This is a genomic window from Janthinobacterium sp. GW822-FHT07H10, assembly GCF_058798675.1.
The window spans coordinates 359,636-376,865 of sequence record NZ_JBXAKS010000002.1 but is presented as its reverse complement, the minus strand read 5'-3'; the positions used below and the strand labels follow the sequence as shown (position 1 = coordinate 376,865).

The 17,230-nt window shown below is 49.7% G+C and carries 14 protein-coding genes; all 14 read right to left on the bottom strand.

What is annotated here, in order from left to right:
• Positions 1 to 61 precede the first annotated feature (61 nt).
• The 14 genes from AC1RDJ_RS05835 to AC1RDJ_RS05770 all read right to left on the bottom strand — a co-directional run bounded on the left by AC1RDJ_RS05835 (position 62) and on the right by AC1RDJ_RS05770 (position 17,167).
• On the bottom strand, positions 62 to 415 hold the full coding sequence (locus AC1RDJ_RS05835; protein WP_198043909.1) for a hypothetical protein: 354 nt from the start codon (positions 413 to 415) through the stop codon (positions 62 to 64).
• A gap of 205 nt (positions 416 to 620) precedes the next feature.
• The gene (locus AC1RDJ_RS05830; RefSeq protein ID WP_493026877.1) at positions 621 to 2,831 is read right to left on the bottom strand and encodes a secretin GspD/PilQ domain-containing protein; all 2,211 of its coding nucleotides are present in this window, start codon (positions 2,829 to 2,831) and stop codon (positions 621 to 623) included.
• A gap of 151 nt (positions 2,832 to 2,982) precedes the next feature.
• Positions 2,983 to 3,525 carry a hypothetical protein gene (locus AC1RDJ_RS05825; RefSeq protein ID WP_493026876.1) on the bottom strand — a complete coding sequence of 181 codons (543 nt, stop codon included), beginning with the start codon at positions 3,523 to 3,525 and terminating at the stop codon, positions 2,983 to 2,985.
• A complete protein-coding gene (locus AC1RDJ_RS05820; protein ID WP_493026874.1) occupies positions 3,522 to 6,848 on the bottom strand; it encodes an RHS repeat domain-containing protein in 3,327 nt (1,108 codons plus the stop codon). The genes AC1RDJ_RS05825 and AC1RDJ_RS05820 overlap by 4 nt, the downstream gene beginning before the upstream one ends.
• Before the next feature lie 125 nt (positions 6,849 to 6,973).
• Positions 6,974 to 10,339, bottom strand: a complete 3,366-nt coding sequence (locus AC1RDJ_RS05815; RefSeq protein ID WP_493026873.1) for an FG-GAP-like repeat-containing protein — start codon at positions 10,337 to 10,339, stop codon at positions 6,974 to 6,976.
• 134 nt (positions 10,340 to 10,473) lie between these two features.
• Positions 10,474 to 10,938, bottom strand: a complete 465-nt coding sequence (locus AC1RDJ_RS05810) for a type II secretion system protein (protein ID WP_493026872.1) — start codon at positions 10,936 to 10,938, stop codon at positions 10,474 to 10,476.
• A gap of 46 nt (positions 10,939 to 10,984) precedes the next feature.
• Positions 10,985 to 11,371, bottom strand: a complete 387-nt coding sequence (locus tag AC1RDJ_RS05805; protein ID WP_071326393.1) for a type II secretion system protein — start codon at positions 11,369 to 11,371, stop codon at positions 10,985 to 10,987.
• Between the two features lie 5 nt (positions 11,372 to 11,376).
• Entirely contained in the window at positions 11,377 to 11,847 is a 471-nt protein-coding gene (locus AC1RDJ_RS05800) for a type II secretion system protein (RefSeq protein ID WP_354669890.1), read from the bottom strand.
• Between the two features lie 5 nt (positions 11,848 to 11,852).
• Entirely contained in the window at positions 11,853 to 12,368 is a 516-nt protein-coding gene (locus AC1RDJ_RS05795; protein WP_071323348.1) for a hypothetical protein, read from the bottom strand.
• Entirely contained in the window at positions 12,361 to 12,930 is a 570-nt protein-coding gene (locus AC1RDJ_RS05790; RefSeq protein ID WP_493026870.1) for a hypothetical protein, read from the bottom strand. Before AC1RDJ_RS05790 ends, AC1RDJ_RS05795 begins: the two co-directional genes overlap by 8 nt.
• The gene (locus tag AC1RDJ_RS05785; protein WP_493026869.1) at positions 12,927 to 13,514 is read right to left on the bottom strand and encodes a PilN domain-containing protein; all 588 of its coding nucleotides are present in this window, start codon (positions 13,512 to 13,514) and stop codon (positions 12,927 to 12,929) included. The genes AC1RDJ_RS05790 and AC1RDJ_RS05785 overlap by 4 nt, the downstream gene beginning before the upstream one ends.
• Complete coding sequence (locus AC1RDJ_RS05780) at positions 13,502 to 14,308, bottom strand: hypothetical protein (RefSeq protein WP_493026868.1); 807 nt, start codon at positions 14,306 to 14,308, stop codon at positions 13,502 to 13,504. The genes AC1RDJ_RS05785 and AC1RDJ_RS05780 overlap by 13 nt, the downstream gene beginning before the upstream one ends.
• Positions 14,289 to 15,980: a GspE/PulE family protein gene (locus tag AC1RDJ_RS05775; protein WP_493026867.1), complete on the bottom strand. Its 1,692-nt coding sequence runs from the start codon at positions 15,978 to 15,980 to the stop codon at positions 14,289 to 14,291. Before AC1RDJ_RS05775 ends, AC1RDJ_RS05780 begins: the two co-directional genes overlap by 20 nt.
• Positions 15,977 to 17,167, bottom strand: a complete 1,191-nt coding sequence (locus tag AC1RDJ_RS05770) for a type II secretion system F family protein (RefSeq protein ID WP_071323343.1) — start codon at positions 17,165 to 17,167, stop codon at positions 15,977 to 15,979. The genes AC1RDJ_RS05775 and AC1RDJ_RS05770 overlap by 4 nt, the downstream gene beginning before the upstream one ends.
• Positions 17,168 to 17,230: the final 63 nt, after the last annotated feature.

Sequence of the window (17,230 nt, the reverse complement as noted above, 5' to 3'; positions counted from 1 at the left end):
TGAGATACTGGTCACCCTCGCATATCAATGATGGCATCTACATAGGCATGCCCATCAAAACTTACATCAGCTCGAAGTACATCAGTGTCTCTGACATCGATTGATCCTTGCACGCGTCAAGCCCGCGAAACCTGACAGTTTTCCCAGCGGTATATGCGGCAAGCATGCCAGCATAATATTCCCTGGCATACCGACGCTTCAAGGAAAACGATAAATAATCGCCATTGCTACCATGACACGCAGGTGCGTCCTTGACTCCACCCTCTGGAAACACATAGACGACATCGCCATCCTCATAGACGACAATCGAGGATATCTTGGCAACCGTCCAGCCGGCTGCAGCACTGCCGCTCAATGCCGATAAAAAAAGACACACGGCCAATTTGGCTATTTTCGAACGATATTTCATCAGCATCCAATTCCTGGTAAGTCATTCATCATATACAACGCCGTATCACATCCCTCAGCAATGATTTACACTCATCGCATCAAAAGAACGCGGGAAGAACCTGCCGCAAATCGCCGTGATTACCCGGCGATACGCGGCCCCTGCGCAGCATGCCTCTTCCCGCGCAGGTCCCGCTCAAGCACCATCGGCTACCCACAACCCTGCAGTCGAACTACTTGCCGTCGACAACTTTGATCGCCAGCGGCGCCGGCATCACGGGCTCAATCGTCCTGTTATTGACGGTAATCGGTGTCGACGACAGGATTCTGATTTCCGCCTTCGGATTGGCCTTCAAGGCCTTCAAGGTAATGACGGCCGCCACATCCTCGCCGCGCGCGCCCGCCGTACCTGAACGCAGCACACTAGCGAAGATGCGGCCCGTCGTCGCATCCACATTGCTCGACAGCGTGCTTTGTCCGCCATTTTGCTTGAAGAAGCCGCCCTCTTCCACGCCCATTACCTGGAAGGCCGTCGTGTCATAGGCGATCTGCAGCGGCAGGTTGCGCAAGTCGCCATCGCTTTTGATGCGCACGGCAAGCTTGAATTGCTGCCCCGCCTTCACCTGCTCGGGCGCCTGCAACTGCAAACTGACCGCCACCGGCTCGATATCCTTGCGTGGCGCTCCTGGCCCCTCTTCCTGGCCAGCCATCGGAGACGCGCCGCGCGCCATGACGCCTTGTCCCGCACCAGGCGCAGCGGGGTCCAGGCCCTGCTTTTCATTGGCGACCTGCATCGTCAATGGACGCGTGCGCAAGGCCGACTCGGTGCCGGACCAGAATTCGCTGGCGGCGGCGTCAGGACGGTTGATGTTGCGCACCAGGCGTGGCGTGATGGACAGCACGATTTCCGTCTTGTTGCGGTCATCCTTCTGGCTGGAAAACAAGCGGCCCAGCACAGGAATATCGCCGACGCCCGGTACGCGGTTGGCGGCCATGCGGTCTTCGTCATTGATCAGGCCGGCAAGCACCTGCGTCTCGCCATCCTTCAGGCGCAGGACGGTCGACGCCGAACGCGAACCGATCTGGTAAGCCAGCGAACCGCCGGGCGTGCGCACCTCGTTGCTGATGGAGCTCACTTCCAGGCCGATCTTGATGGCGACTTCATCGCCCAGGTAAATCGTCGGTTCCACATCGAGCTTGATACCGACGTCGAGATACTGCACGCTCTCGGAAATGACGCCCGTTGCCGTCGTCGTCGAGGTCGACACAGGGACCTTGTCGCCGATCATGATCTTGGCTTTTTCCCGGTTGCGCGCGCGGATGCGGGGATTGGCGAGGATATTCGCGTCGCCGACGGCGCGGCGCAGATTCACCGTGGTGGGGCCGATGCTGGCCGTGATGCGGTCAGCGTTCAGCCCCTTCAAGTCGCTCAGCGTGGTGCCGCCGATGCTGCCGATCGGCGCCAGCACCAGCTGGCTCGGCCATTGGATCCCCATTTCCAGCAAGCGCGAACGCTTGATTTCCAGCACTTCGACTTCCAGCATCACTTCCGGCTCGTACAGGTCATGCATGGCGATCAGCTTTTCCGCCAGGCGCACCGCATCCGGGGTATCGCGCATGACCAGCAAGTTGAGCTTTTCATCGATAAACGTATCCTTCGATTTCAGCAAAGCCTTCAGCATCGCCTGGGTCTGCTTGGCATCGGCATTGGCCAGGTAAAAGCCTTTGACCACCAATTCCTGGTAATCCTTCAATTTCTCCGTGGTATTCGGATAAATCAAAATCGTGCTGCTGTTCAAGACCTTCTTTTCCAGGCGGCTCGTCTGCAGAATGAACTCGATCGCGTCTTCCAATGTTGCCTGCCGCAAGAATACGGTGGTGCGCAAATCGGGACGGACATCCTTGTCCAGAATAAAATTGACGCCGCTGGTACGCGCCAGCGCTTCAAACACCATGCGCACGCTGGCATCGCGGAACTCCAGGTTGATCGGCTTGCGCTGCCCCATCTGCAAGAGCGGCTCGACCGTCCTATCCTGCGTCTGCTTGCTCTCGATCTGGCGTTTCAGCGCCTGCGCCTCGACATCCGAAGGACTCTCGGACAAGACTGGGCGCAACAGCCCCAACGCACGATCCAGGTCGCCCCGCTTGAACGACTCGCGCGCCTCCGCGATCAGCGGTCCATGCAAACGCTCGCGCGCCAGCAACTCGATGCCATGCGACGCCCGGCTATTGGCCTTTTCGATCTTCAGCACGCGTTCATACAGCGCCTGCGCCTCATCGAAGCGCCCGGCACCGCGCTCGGCCTCGGCAGAGGCCAGCAAGCGCCCAACCTGCTCCGCCCTGCGGCTCAGCAGGTCCAGCCGATACTGCGAATTATCAGGCGCCTGCGCCACGGCGCTTTCCAGATTGCTCAGCCCATCCTCCGTCTTGCCCTCGGCAAGCAAATTCAGGCCCGAACGGTGTTCGCGTTCGCCGGCGCAGGCTGACAGCAGAAGTGCTGTGACAACAGTTGAAATACAGCCCCGCAATCCCATATAGCTCTTTCACAATTTTTCATGAAATACAGATTATTTTAAATAAAGATAAAACATTAAATTATCCCAATGCAATCTCAAGTTTATCTTTAATATACTCCTCATCACTCCCACTAGAATTTAAAAAAACAACACACAATTCTGCCAATCTTTCGAATATCTTCTCACTTGAGCCAATTTCTCCGTGAGCACCACATGAAAATTTAATACCAAAATTCTCGATAACTCCATATTTTTCAATTCCGGATTTTGCTCCTTTTTTAATTGCATCAACATACTCAGGAGAAATTCCAAGCCAAACAGATTCAAGTTCACTAGACAAAGCATCTTTAAAATTCGGCCCAATATTGGAAGAAGACTCAACAACCAAATCCAATTCTTGTGTTTTTAGCTTTACTGCCTCACAACCTAACATTCCATATAAAAATCTCCCACCAACAGGGATAAACAATTCAATAGCTACCATTTTATTTTGAAAAATTAAATTCTTATTTTTCACATCATTTAGAAAACTTATCTCACCAAATGGATAGAAAAAACTTGATGGAATATTATCAATCCACACTCGCGCCCTGCGCTCTTTTGATAACATAATTACATTCATTTAATACCCCAAAAATTTCTAAAATTCTGATTAAATTCACCCGGCATGGAGCGAATAACTTTTTCACTATATATACTAAATTCAGACGCTCCATATTTTAACAACGCTGCCTTATGCGCAGCATCATACCCTGGATCAACAATTTTCCCTATTCTAAAAGTATTTTCTGCAATTTCATGCAAATAGAAATCCGCGTATGCACCACTGGCTTTCTCACCAGCCTTCAAAGACTCGCGAAGAGCACTTACCATCGCTTCATTAGGGCCATATGGTTCAAATCTGGCCAAGTTTTTCTCAACTAATGCCAGCCCCTTTTCAGTAACTCTTACTGGGCTTCCTGCGACATAACGGCTACCAGCTTTTGCTCCAATTGCACGCGATGCACTAACAAGTGCCCCCGCCTCACCAAAAGATAGTACATTGAGTGTACCAAATGCGGCACCAGCTAATATGTAAGCACTGCCTAATCCGTAGCGACCACTGCTAAATGCCTGTTGGGACATGGCTCCATACCCACCATCCATAAAATCCCTGGTCCCATTAATAGCAGTTTGCGCAACACTCGTACTGGTTCTATCCTTACGTGCATGAATACCAACTATTGGCATACCTTCAGGATCAATAGTGTCCCAACCAGCCACAGTCCAACTAAACCCATCCAAACTCATTATATATAAAGAATTTACAGGAGCAGTAAAATTCATACTGAGTTTTGTTCCCTCAATATTAACTACTTGATCGAGCATATTTATTTCAGTAAATCCACTTGGATCTACAAATGCCAGTGGATTCCCAATTGCATAAGAATACCTATTAAATGATTGCAAATCGGTTGGATTCGTAATTGTTGGATCCGCACTAATAAAACGTGCAATTATTGGATCATACACTCGACCATTCATATGTATCAATTCAAGATCATCCAAATGCTGATGATTAGTGAATCCTCTCACCGAATTCACACCACGAATCTGTCTATTAGCATCTTGAAGACCAGAAACATAGCGACGCTTACCAAATGGCTCGTAAGCAAGTCGCTCAATAACAGTACCCGCCTCATCGCTTATGGCAACAACTGAACCAAGATAATCTCGGTGAAAATAATTAATAGACTGAATTCCAGAATTTTTCTTAACAACGGCAATAACAACCCCAGCCACAGAAATAAACTGTCGATGTTCAACACTTCCATCTTTTTTTATTTCCTTCTCATAATATAGATCCCCACCATTTCCAGGATGAACATAAATATTAGTCGCGGAAGATGATGTTTCTTTAATTCGCATATGATTAGCATCATATAGAAAATCGACTGCACCGCCCGCTGAAACAATCCTCGCAGGCATATCGAAACTGCTATAAAAAATTGTACGTTCCGCGGCAGGTATATTTTTTCCTGATGCATCCATTTTGAAATCTTTAATTAGATTCCCATTCATATCATATTCAAAACGACGACTACCACCAGAACTTAATTCAATTGTTCCAACAGCATGAGGAAGTATTCGCGGCGCCGCATCATAAATATATTTACCTACTCCTGAACGTGAATATATATTACCTATACTATCGTACTCATAACTCTGCGTCAGCAATCCAGCTCCGGAAGAGTTGACAGTTGATGTTCGAAGACGATTCAATCCATCATACAAAAAAGATTCAGTCAACCCTTGTGCTTTATCCGTTCGGGAAACAATATTCCCAATTACATCAAAATCATATGCAAGATTTTGCACTCCATTTCCCGTACCACCGTAAATATTTTTAACACGACCATTCCCACTATTATACTCCCTCGTTGTAACAATGTTATTTCCATAAATTTGCTTCAGGAAATTCCCTTCAGCATCTAAATTTTGCGCCTGCCAATATAAAACATTAGTGTCATTATCTCGAATTTCTTTCAAATAACCATTTTGAGTATAGTCATAGCGCAAAGTCAATCCACCGGGAAAAGTTCTTTTATTCATCCTCCCATTCATATCGAAACTATTTGTTTCAACATAGGCCGCATCAATATATTTATTGCTTACATTTTTTCGACCATATTGATCATAACTTAATGTTTCAGCATATCCATTATCAGCCGTGATCTTGCAAAGTTTCCCAACACCCTTCACACAACTATCATAGCTCCAAGAGGAAACCAGATCAACTTCGCGACGAGATAATAATCGCCCTAATTTATCATAGGAAAAACTAGATGACTGCCCTTTAGCATCCACCTGGAGAACCAATTGTCCCAATGCATCATTAACAAATGTTCTCACCCCCATATCAGGATCGTCAATTTGAATTTTTCTTCCAAGATCATCGTAAGCGATTGAAATTACATTAGATTTTGAATCTACTGTCTTCCACAAATCTCCAAAAACACTATACTGATAATTAAATTCATTTCCCTCATCATCAATCAGTTTTGACAATTTTCCTTGCAAATTTTTTATGTGTATCCTAACCTGGTCAGCTGCATTTCTAGACGAGCTACTTAAGCCATTATATGAGTAAGTATTTTTAGAGCCATCTGCATTAACAATCATGCTGACACGATTAACATCATCGTAACTAATGACATTCCAATATACTTGCGCACCCTTATAATATGGGCGACTAATTCTCGATATGCGTCCACGTTCATCATACTCTGTACTAATAACAATGACAGAAGTACCATCGAATCCAGACCTCTCCAGAGCAACTTCACGGTCAAGTTCATCATAATAATATTTACTCCAACCACCGTTCACTGTTAGGCCGTCACTCGCCAATGCGGTTTCTTGAAGCATATATTTCGCATACATGGGACAAATTTCTGCTCCATCATTCACACCACTACAAAACTTATAATCTAGCTTCTTTCGGTTTCCATCAGCACCAACAACCATAATCTTTCGACCAAAGCTATCATATTTAAACTCCGTCGCAATTCCGTTTACATCTATAATTTTACGTACGACACCGAATGAAGAATCAAATGTAAAATTTTCAGATTGCGATAAAGGATTAACCGTTCCAGTCGAAAATTGCCCACGTGAATCAAATAAAGAATGGCTTTCACGAGCTGTTATAGCTGCATTCCCGATTGCCGGTGATGATACGGTTGTCACAACACCGTTGCCCCAAGCATCATATTTAAAACTAGCGTCTAAACGTAACTGTGCACGATCTGGCTCTATTGTCACTGCACTCAGAAGACCATTTCCAACTTGATAATTATATGCAATAGTACGACTGGCACTGAATGGTGGAGCCACAACCGTAGCAGCCATAACCGGAATAACATCTCCCGATAAAAATAAAAATAATATAAAATATTTTTTCATTTTTTAATCTTTTCTTTTGAAAAAAATAATATTCAAATATACAATTAAGAAAGTAACTCATAAATCTCTCCATTATCTTTACTTTCTCAACTTGCAAAATTCACTTTCACCGATATTAAAAAACATCAATCCATTAATAACATTATAATTGGCGATAGGTCCAATTTCCTTACTCTAATAACGGTCTTAATTGAACTTGATGAATTTCTTGCATCTCCCGAATACGTAGCTGTTATTGTATGCTCTCCCAGCCTATTCAATGATGCAGAAAATGACGCGGAACCACTTGCGTCCAGCCCGACCATTGCCAATATTTCATTTCCATCGCTGAAAGTGACATATCCAGTACGAACAACTGCCCCTTTAACATAAACCTTCAATTCCACAACCTGTCCCGGAACTGCGATTTCTGGCGAAGGATAACCAGCAGCCAAAAACGTCGTACTGGTAGTAATGCCAGCATTTCCCGGATTGTTGATTCCCGGGCCTACCGAACCTTCTCCGCCTGGCCAGGCACCAATTGGCCCTAAAGGGAATGGTGGCGTAGATGCAGCATGCCGAGTGTTAGTAGTTGTAGAGCGTTGCAATTGGGCTAAATGCCAGTTAATCAGATCGGCAGAATTAAAAATATTCTCCGTGATATTACTAAAAGCATTAACCCCATCAATGCTTGTTTTCACCACTTTTTTTGCATTTCCCCACGAATCATAATTGGTAGTCGTTGTGTTTGCAGGAAAAATTGCACCATTCAAATCCCAAGAAAAATCAACCGATTGTGCAGCATAAGGAAAATAGACTCGTCCGGGGGCTATCGTACATGCGCCTCCATAAATTGGATCGATACAAGCATAGCTGCTCGATACATCATTTAAACGATCACCATTACCATGCCCGGCCAGCATTGTTTTTGAATTTGCGATCATACCAATATAAGGCCAATCCTGGCGATACTCACTACGTTTGGTCAATCCAGATTCTATCTGCTTCTCTTGTCGCCAACGAAACCCTATAATTCCTCCCCGACTCCAGTCCAGCTTCAAACCTCCATAGGTGTAACTTGAAGAATTAACTCCCCTTTTCCCATTCGAACGGTTCACGGTTGAGACCACATATAAAGGCATTGTCACATCCGCCACTGGATACAACGATTGCATGTCGGGAGTGTACACATCGTTATCAGCGAGTGCTTTATAAACCACATCAATTTTTGCCCCAGTTCCCCCAGTGATCGAAGTCATCAAATCACCAATGCCGCCATCAATCATATGTGCTTGTATTGTGATCGGAACGTCATAATTTTTATAATTTTGCTGCACCAGATCTAATTTACCGTCGCCATTAATGTCCAATGCCATTAATCCTGGTCCTTTACCCTCGAATGAATATCCACTTTCACTCTCTGCATAAGGAGCACCTACCGTATCTCCCTTCAAATGGGTATTATAAGGAGCCATGGAAATAAGTCCCTTCCCTTCCGATGAAACTATCGGTTGCAGCCACATTTCTCCTTGCACTCCACCACCGGTATTATTCGAAAGCCATACCTGAATCAAATCCATCCTTCCATCGCCATTCAGATCCGTTGCGATGGTACTTTCCGCATACAATGACGATGGGTAATTCCATGCTGCATTAGCTGATCGCCCCTCACCGGCAACAAATGAAACGCCATTAAAATAAAATGGGCTGTAATACACGCTCCTCCGCATCGGACTTGCTTTTGTATATGGCTTATTCACGATAACAAAATCGCCAATCCCATCGCCGTTTAAATCAGTTGCGATATATTGATTCAGCAATGTTTTTCCTGGATCGACTGTGTCATAACCTGGCAATCCTGTATCAAACCAACTTCCGGCGGAGAACCCCGAACCATTCGAGAATAGTGGAAGCAACCATATATTACCCGTTAGATTATTTCGCCACATCTCGATGAAATCCATTTTTCCATCGCCATTCAATTCAATCGGAAAAATACTAATTGCAGCGTCATGCGCCCATCCAGCAGATTGACGAGAACTAGCCAAGGAAAAAACCCCTGGATTAAAAGAGTTTCCGGTAGATATTACAGGCAATAACCAAAGCTCGTTACCGGATGTTTTATACTGTACCAAGTCTGCCTTACCGTCGCCATTAATATCCATGGCGACCCATGAATTATATCCATTCAATACTGAATTTTGATATGGCACCCCTTTATCAAAACCAGTTCCATTGGAGTACATTGGAAGAATATAACCATCTCCTATAATAGCAACATCAATCTTACCATCGCCATTAAAATCGCCTGCAACTGTAGCGTTACCATATACCCCTGTATCCTGCCATGTTCCAGTGACGAATTCATTGCCACTCGATATAAGAGGTAATATCCGTAAAGTCGAATCTCTTTGCATCAATCTAAGCAGATCTGTTTTCCCATCACCATTTACGTCCCCGACCAGAAATGAATTTCCCGAGTGCAGTATAGGAGCTCCAGTATCCAACACGGCACCTGTTTTCAACCATGCTCCTACTGAAAGAAGTTCATTGGCGCTGGACTCCCAGTCAAATTTGGTTGCTGGCAGGCATATTGCACCGGCTCCATCGCATTGAGTAATACTACTCAACCGCGAACGGAAAGGATCGCTACTTCCCATGTATGCGAGACGAAAATCCATTACCTTAACTGCACCAGTATATGTTTCAACATTCGTTAAACGCATCGAAGTTGTTATCGAAGAGCCGGCCTGATACATGGTGGCGATATCTGGCCTCTTTTCGTACTTAAAACGTACTGAATTATTTGGCATCATTCCAACATTGCTATTTCCGGTATAGTTGAGAATGCTTGGATAGAAATCTCCGCTTTCAGTCTCCTTAATGTAATTTACTGTCATATAGTTACTTACAGAATCTTGCACTCTATTAAGCGCCCATATTCTGACCGTCAGTTTTCCCTGTGCCTCGATTCTGGAATCAGTAGTATTACCATATTCCATAATTTCTCCGGATTTACTCCATACCTTGAACCAAGCAGGTCCAGTACCAGCGATGCCATAAGAAATAATTCTGGAAAAATTGTCGCGTTCCGTACGGTATTCCGTGCCATTTGCGCCATACATACCGCCATTGCTCACAACAAGACGCTGACCATCAAGGCAAAAACGATCATTACCATCAAAGTTGACCCCACTGCGCAGGCCACCATCCTGTGCAATGGTCTGGCCACAACGAGTAATATTTGACATACCGGCTATAGACCAGCCTTTGCCAAGCGTACCGGAAAGACTTTGACTATTTCCTGAAACACTTTGACTATTAAAACTAAATGCCAGTTTTGGTCCCATACCTGCTGTCGGTGGAGGCACCAGAATCGGAATAGAATAAGTTGCTGCACCAAGTTCGCTAACATCAAATTTCCCAGGCGTGTGCATGGCTGCATGCGCAAAACCTGCCAGGGAAAGAGAGGCAAAAATTGCCCCAAGCGTTGTCCGCCATTTAAATATCATGTATTTTTCTTTCATTCTTATACGAAGTACATGCCAGACCACCGCCCGGCGATTTTTCTCAACCAAGAAAAGCCAAAATAAAATAAGACCGTGACTCTACAGGGAAACTATTTTTTTAACAATTAAAAATATTTTCATTTTTTCATCACATCCGTTTTATCCACGATTACTGCGGGTGACTCATAAACAAACCGCCATTCGCCATAGTGCTCGGCCATCTCAAACCCGGCATCGCGCTGGCGAAAACCGGAGCGCTTGATGGTCGTGCCCGCGCTCATGCTGTAGACGCCCATAATTCCGCCATCCGGACCAGTAACGATGCCCCATTCGGAACGTGAAGTCATCGGGTCCGCATATATCCGGCGCAAATGGCGGGTGGTCGCGGCAAAGCGGCGATCTTCCATGAGATCGTCAAAAGTGGCTGGGTAGCGTTTTAGCGTGCCTGGCGTATTTTCATAATAGGCGCCAATTGCCCGGCGAAATTCATTGCCGACAAAAAGTAGCTCGCCTTCTTTTTCGCGCTGCTGCGCATGCGACCACAGGACGCCGCCGCCAGCAAGCACCAAACCGGCAATGCTGACGGCAAACAGCAGTGCCAAATAAGTAAATCCCGCACAATTTGGCAAAGGCGGCTGCCGTAACGTATTACCAATCACGGTAATAACTGCCGTTACGCGCCCGGGTCTTGGCGCCGCTATGCACATCAAATACCGCGCCTTTTTGGGTATCCGGCGGCGCCACGATCACCCAGGTCAGGTTACTATCGGTCATCGGATCAAGCGGTATTTTGCGCATATACCTGAGCGTCACCAGGTCCTGCAGCACCATCGGGTAAGATCCCGTGTCCGCATAGTGCTTGTCAATCACATCCCGTAATGTCGCCAGGTTTTCCGATAATACGGACTCCTTTGCCTTGTCTACGTTCCCCATATAACGCGGCGCAGCCAGCGTTAATAAGGTGGCGATTATCGTCATTACGACCAGCAATTCGATCAAGGTGAAGCCGCCATGGCGGCGCTGATCTTTTCTCATTATCCCTACCATTCCCGATAAGCGATGCCGTTGATGCCAGCGCCCTCCATCGTCGAATAGACGTCAAACACATCCGCCCCCTCTTTCGGCTCGGCCGCGCTGGAGGCATAACTGCGCGTTCCCCAGGTTGCCGCAGCCGGTCGCATATCCTCTTTCTCAAAGAATGGATCGCGTGGAATACGCCGCAAGAAATAGATCGGCGCGCCATCCGGATCCTTCGCATTCGGCACGCCATCCTGCAAGACCTGCAAATTCGGCGGATATCCTGACTGGTCAGCCTTTCGCATCACCCGCCCGTCATCGCTTGCCTGCTTATATGCATCCAGGGCTTCGCGTATCTCCCTCAGATTGCGCCGCAACTGCTGCTCCTTGTCGCGCTGGAAAGCCAGTTCAGCCATGGGAAATGCCGCGCTGGCCAAAATGGATACCAGTACCACCGTGACCAGCATTTCCACGATGGTGAATCCGCGCTGCACCTGCCTCACGACTCCCCCATCAGGGAAAGCGTCTGCTTGACGGATAAGGGCAGGTATTCGATGACCATCTTGCTGTCATCGACACTGTCCAGGCGATACGAGGTATCGAATGTTTCGCCGCGGCTGACGGCGAACGATTGGTCTCCGCGCGTCAGATAGTATGTCCAGCGTCCGCCCGTCCCTTGCAATCTGCCGGCATACACAAACGGCATCGCGGGCGCCGTTGGTGGCGGTGGCGGCGCGGCGGCCGCTGGTGGCGGCGGTGGCGGCGGCGCCACGAACCAGGAAGTCGTCGCAAACGGATTCTGCGTGGTCACCACCATCGATGCGCGCTCGAGCTTATACAAAGCCAAATCCGCAGGCTTGGGCTCGCTGGCCCCCGGGGCAGCCACGGCGACCTTCACGGGCCGCACTGCCACACTGGGCTCCACCACTGCCGAAGCATCGTCCGCGCCCGGCCAGACAGCGGCAACAATGGTCGCCGCCAGCAGCGCGTATAAAATAGGCTTTCTCTTAAGCATTATTTTCACTGAGATATAGCGTCAATCTGATGTTCGCCTCGACCATGGCATCGCCAACCTTCTGGCGCTCGAAGGAAACACTCTGCAGCGCAAGGTGAGGGATTTTGGCGAGCACCTGCGCGAGGAAGGCCCGTACCTGCGGATAACTGCCGTGCACAGGCAACACAATTTCGTAACGCCAAAGTTTGCCCTTGCCATCGTGAGACAACTGGTATTGCCCTTGATCCAGGGCAATACCATTCTCGGCGGCAGTTTCATATAAGCGTCCCATCCAGACGCCCAAGGTCTCCTTGGCAGGAAAGAACTGGTAATACTGTCGCAACTGCTCAATTGCCCCGTCGGCAGCAGGCAATTGCGTCAATCTTCCGCCATGGGCGGCCTTGGCCTGCGCAACACGCTGCTGCAAGCCACTCATCTGCCCGGATAGGGGCCGCAATAACACGCCTGCCACAAGCACCGCTGTCAAAGCAATAGCGATGGCCAACATGCCCGGCCAGGCCAGGGCCGCCGCATATTCCTTGATGCACCAGACATAGCGCTGGAAATGGGTCTTTGCCGTCATGGGACCACCTGCACGGCCTGTGCCGCGTCATGCAGAGCGGGATCGACCCAGCGGGCATTGACCATGAAGCGCACGGGCTTCTGCAAGTCCTGCTGCTGCGTTTGATGGCTGGCGATATAAACATCCTGGAATAGCGGATCACCAGCCAAGCGCTGCTGATAACTGATCATGGCGGCCAGGTTCTTGGCTTCCGCCGTTACGCTCAAGGTCATTTTTTCCGTATCTGGAATTACGCTCAGCAAACTCACGTCCTCGCCCAAGGTCGATTCCAATGTTTGGAACAATGGCTCCCATGGCATTGCCAGATGGCCTATGACGCGCTGGGCAAGCGTCAGTTCAAGCTGAACCTGCTTTGTCGCTTTTTTTTCAGTAAGGCCTGTTTCACTCACTTTCCGCGTCAACTGGGTCAGCTTTTGCATTTGCAGCTGCAAGGTATCCAACTCGCCTTTACGCTGAAGATATGCGTGCGTCACCAGCGCCATGCCTGACACGGCAAACAAGAACAGCACCACGCCCAGTGTTTTCAATGGACGCGTCTGGCGTACAAAATCCAGGTCCAGCTTCCGCATCATCACATTGCGCATGTCGACATCACCATGGAAGGAGCCTGCGCTACGCCGCCGGCCACATTCGCCAGCACCACGACGGCGCCGCCGCCGCGCAATTGAACGGCTGGCGCGAGACCTGGCGCATGCAAATAGACTGTTGCGCCCTCGAGGCCCTGCAACACGAGCTCACGCTCGATGAGCAAGCCCATATCTGTAGCGGCGTGCGTTTGCAGGCGGACACCACGGACGCTGCACCAGCCGCCATTCTTAAAACCTGCCATCGTGCATTGATCCGATTCCATCACAGCGAGCAAGGCATCGCCTGCCATTTGCTTGCGCCATTGCTTAACAACATTCATCAAATAGGGGCGCAACGACGCCAGGCGCAACTTGTGCGTGGAAACAAGGGCGCGCAGTGCATGCAATAACTGCGGGTCGATGGCACACGCAAGGCGTGCCTGCTCATAGCCAGCCTGTGACATCTGAATTTCCCATGCTCCCGCTGTTGCGCCATACAGCGATTGAAAATGAATCTGCGCCATGGCACGACGCTCCGCCTCACTCGTTATCTCTGCGGACCACGGCATCAGGGCGTAGCGCACCAGCCTGTCCGACAAGATAAACTCCACTGTCGCAGCCATCTTGTTCCCAGCCAGCCAGCTGTCCAGCGCCGCCAGCGCCGGCGCCCATTCCGCAGCACCATCGGCCGCCTTGCAGCTTAAGACGATGGGGTCGGCCGCTGGCTGGCGCCAGCCGCGGGCCGTGACGGTCAACGATAATTGATCGCGACAGAGGACAACGCGCAATTTATTACGCAACAAAAGTGACACGGTTGATCTCCTCCAGCGTAGTCCTGCCTTGTGCCAATAACTCGATCGCCGAATCGCGCAGGAAACGCGTGCCTTTTGCGCGCGCGACTTCCTTGATCGTGCGGATAGGAGCGCGGGATATGATCAATTCGCGTAATTCGTCATTCAGCATCAATACCTCGCCTATGGCGTGCCGCCCCTGATAACCGGTGCCGCGGCAGTGACCGCAACCCTGCCCTTTGCAGAAATGCATGGCAGAGGCGTCAGCGCCATCAATGCCCGACAGTTCCAGTTCTTCCAGGGAGGGCTGATAGGGCACGGTACATTTGGGGCATATCAAACGCACCAGGCGCTGCGCCAGGATGCCATTCAAAGCAGAAACAAAACTGTAGGTATCGACCCCCATGTGGAGGAAACGGCCCAATACATCGAACACGTTATTCGCGTGGACGCTGGTAAAAACCAAATGCCCGGTGAGGGCCGACTGAATGGCGATTTGTGCGGTTTCGGGGTCGCGTATCTCGCCGACCAATATCTTGTCGGGGTCATGGCGCAAAATGGAACGCAGGCCGCGGGCGAATCCCAAGCCTTTTTTTTCATTCACCGGAATCTGCAAGACGCCGGGCAACTGATATTCGACAGGATCCTCGATGGTGATGATCTTGTCCTGGCCATTATTAATTTCAGACAAGGCCGCATACATGGTGGTGGTCTTGCCACTGCCGGTAGGGCCCGTCACCAGCAGCATGCCGTACGGTTCGCGCGCAAGACGGCGTATTTGCAAAAGCGTGGCCGGATTAAACCCCAGCAAATCCAGACGCAGCCCCTGGATCTGATCCGTCAGATTGCGCTTGTCCAGGATACGGATGACCACATCTTCGCTGATCAGGCTGGGCATGATGGAAACACGATAATCAATTTCGTGCCCTCGCACAGACAGCTTGAATCGGCCATCTTGCGGAATGCGCCGTTCGGCAATATCCAGCTCCGCCATCACCTTGATTCTCGACACCACCTGTTCGGCCATTTCCAGTCCCTGGAAATTGGCGATGCTGGCCAGCACGCCATCGATGCGATACTTGACATGCAGACCTGCGCGGGTAATTTCGAGATGGATGTCGCTGGCTCCCGTTTTCAGCGCGTCATAAATGGTCGAATTAACCAATTTAATGACAGGATTGGTATCGCCGGCAATAGAACTCAGCGACAGATCCTCCAGCATGATCGGTACCGAGGTTTCATCGGAAGCCGTATGCAGGGTATCGTCTATGGCCCGCAGCGTATTTTCATGAAAGGCAAAGAATGCCTTGAGATCGGCCCGGTGCGCGAGATACCACGAAATCGGTTCCCTGCAGCGGGCTTCGATCGATGTCTGTAGCGACAAATTGAATGGATCGGCAAGCACGCAAACCAGTACAGCCCCATCGCGGGCTAAAAAACAGGCTTGCTGCAGTGCCTCCGTAAACGGCAGCACGTCAAACTCGGGGCTAAGGCGATGGAAGTCCTCCGATACCAGGACGGGATAATGCAATGTATTCTGCAAACACTGCATGAATTGCTCTGACGGCAATTGCAACCGTTCCTCCAGCAAATCGAGCAGCGTGCCACCGCCATTGGCCGAAATATCGCGGCACTCGGCAAGCATGGCAGTTGGAATCACGGGCGGGGAAGCAGCATGGGCGGAAGACGTCATTGAATACTGCTCGCAAGTTCAAAAATTGGCATATACATCAAAATCACAATCAGGCCAATAATCAGGCCGATACCTATCATCAATAAGGGTTCAAATAAACGGCCAAACCAATCTATCCAGCGTGCCAATTCATCTTCATAAAGGCCTGACACGCGCTCCATCGCGCGTCCCAGGTTGCCCGATCGCTCGCCGACCGCCAGCAGGCGGACGCCAACCTCGCTGGCCAGGCCATGCACGGAGAATGCATCGGAAACCGAACGTCCCTCGCGTATCAACTGAGCCGCCTGCACCAAGCCATGCCGAAGGCCGGGCTGGTGCAATAGGCCGCTGACCATTTCCAGGGCCGTGACGAAGGGAATCCCGCCATTCACCAGCATCGCCAAGGTACGGGTAAACCGCGCCAGCTGATATAAACGCATCTTTTCACCGACGGCCGGAATGTTCCACAAGCGACGCTCAATGCCCGCACGCGTGCCAGGCCGCATGAAAGCCGCCACGAGAGCTACAAATGTCGCCAATACTCCGGCGGCCAGCCACCAACCATAGTCGCCAACAAATTTTCCCCAATGCATTAGCAACTGGGACATCCATGGCAAGTCGCGTCCCAGGTCTTCATACACACGGCTAAACCGCGGAACGACATAACCGAGCAAAAACAAGACGACCAAGGCGCCTACGCTAATCAGCAATGCGGGGTATACAGAGGCGGCGACGATCTTATCGCGCACAATATTAAGCTGTTGGTTGTAGGTCAGGTATCGGCGCAGGGACTCAATCAAATCACCCGTCTGTTCCGAAGTGCGAATCGTCGCGATATAGAGGGGAGAAAAAACCTCAGGCAACTCTTCCAGGGCGCGTGAAAAAGAATAGCCCTGATGCAGTGCGGAGAATAGCGTGCGAAGAACTTTTTTGGATGCTTCGTGGCGAGACTTGCGTTCGAGAAGATCGATAATCTCGATCAAACTAAGGCCTGCCTCCAGCAAGGAAAGCAGCTCCTGGCTAAATAATGGCACTGAAAAGGATTGGGCCGTCCGGCGCGAAAAATTCCAGCGTATCTGCCGGCGCACGGAAATGACCTGATGGCCAAGAACCTCAGCCTGCTGACGTGCGTCCGAAAAACTACTCGCACGCAAGACTAAAGAAGAGACACCTTGGCCCTGGCGGAAAGTTTTGAGTTCGAACTGCATTAATTATATTTAGAATCCGGTTTCCACCCCCTACATGACAGCGCATATCAATAGCCTGCCAAA

Coding starts and splice junctions, on each gene's coding strand:
- AC1RDJ_RS05835 (WP_198043909.1), bottom strand. CDS start 415: ATGCTGATGAAATATCGTTCGAAAATAGCCAAATTGGCCGTGTGTCTT.
- AC1RDJ_RS05825 (WP_493026876.1), bottom strand. CDS start 3,525: ATGAATGTAATTATGTTATCAAAAGAGCGCAGGGCGCGAGTGTGGATT.
- AC1RDJ_RS05820 (WP_493026874.1), bottom strand. CDS start 6,848: ATGAAAAAATATTTTATATTATTTTTATTTTTATCGGGAGATGTTATT.
- AC1RDJ_RS05815 (WP_493026873.1), bottom strand. CDS start 10,339: ATGATATTTAAATGGCGGACAACGCTTGGGGCAATTTTTGCCTCTCTT.
- AC1RDJ_RS05805 (WP_071326393.1), bottom strand. CDS start 11,371: ATGAGAAAAGATCAGCGCCGCCATGGCGGCTTCACCTTGATCGAATTG.
- AC1RDJ_RS05795 (WP_071323348.1), bottom strand. CDS start 12,368: ATGCTTAAGAGAAAGCCTATTTTATACGCGCTGCTGGCGGCGACCATT.
- AC1RDJ_RS05790 (WP_493026870.1), bottom strand. CDS start 12,930: ATGACGGCAAAGACCCATTTCCAGCGCTATGTCTGGTGCATCAAGGAA.
- AC1RDJ_RS05785 (WP_493026869.1), bottom strand. CDS start 13,514: ATGCGCAATGTGATGATGCGGAAGCTGGACCTGGATTTTGTACGCCAG.
- AC1RDJ_RS05775 (WP_493026867.1), bottom strand. CDS start 15,980: ATGACGTCTTCCGCCCATGCTGCTTCCCCGCCCGTGATTCCAACTGCC.
- AC1RDJ_RS05770 (WP_071323343.1), bottom strand. CDS start 17,167: ATGCAGTTCGAACTCAAAACTTTCCGCCAGGGCCAAGGTGTCTCTTCT.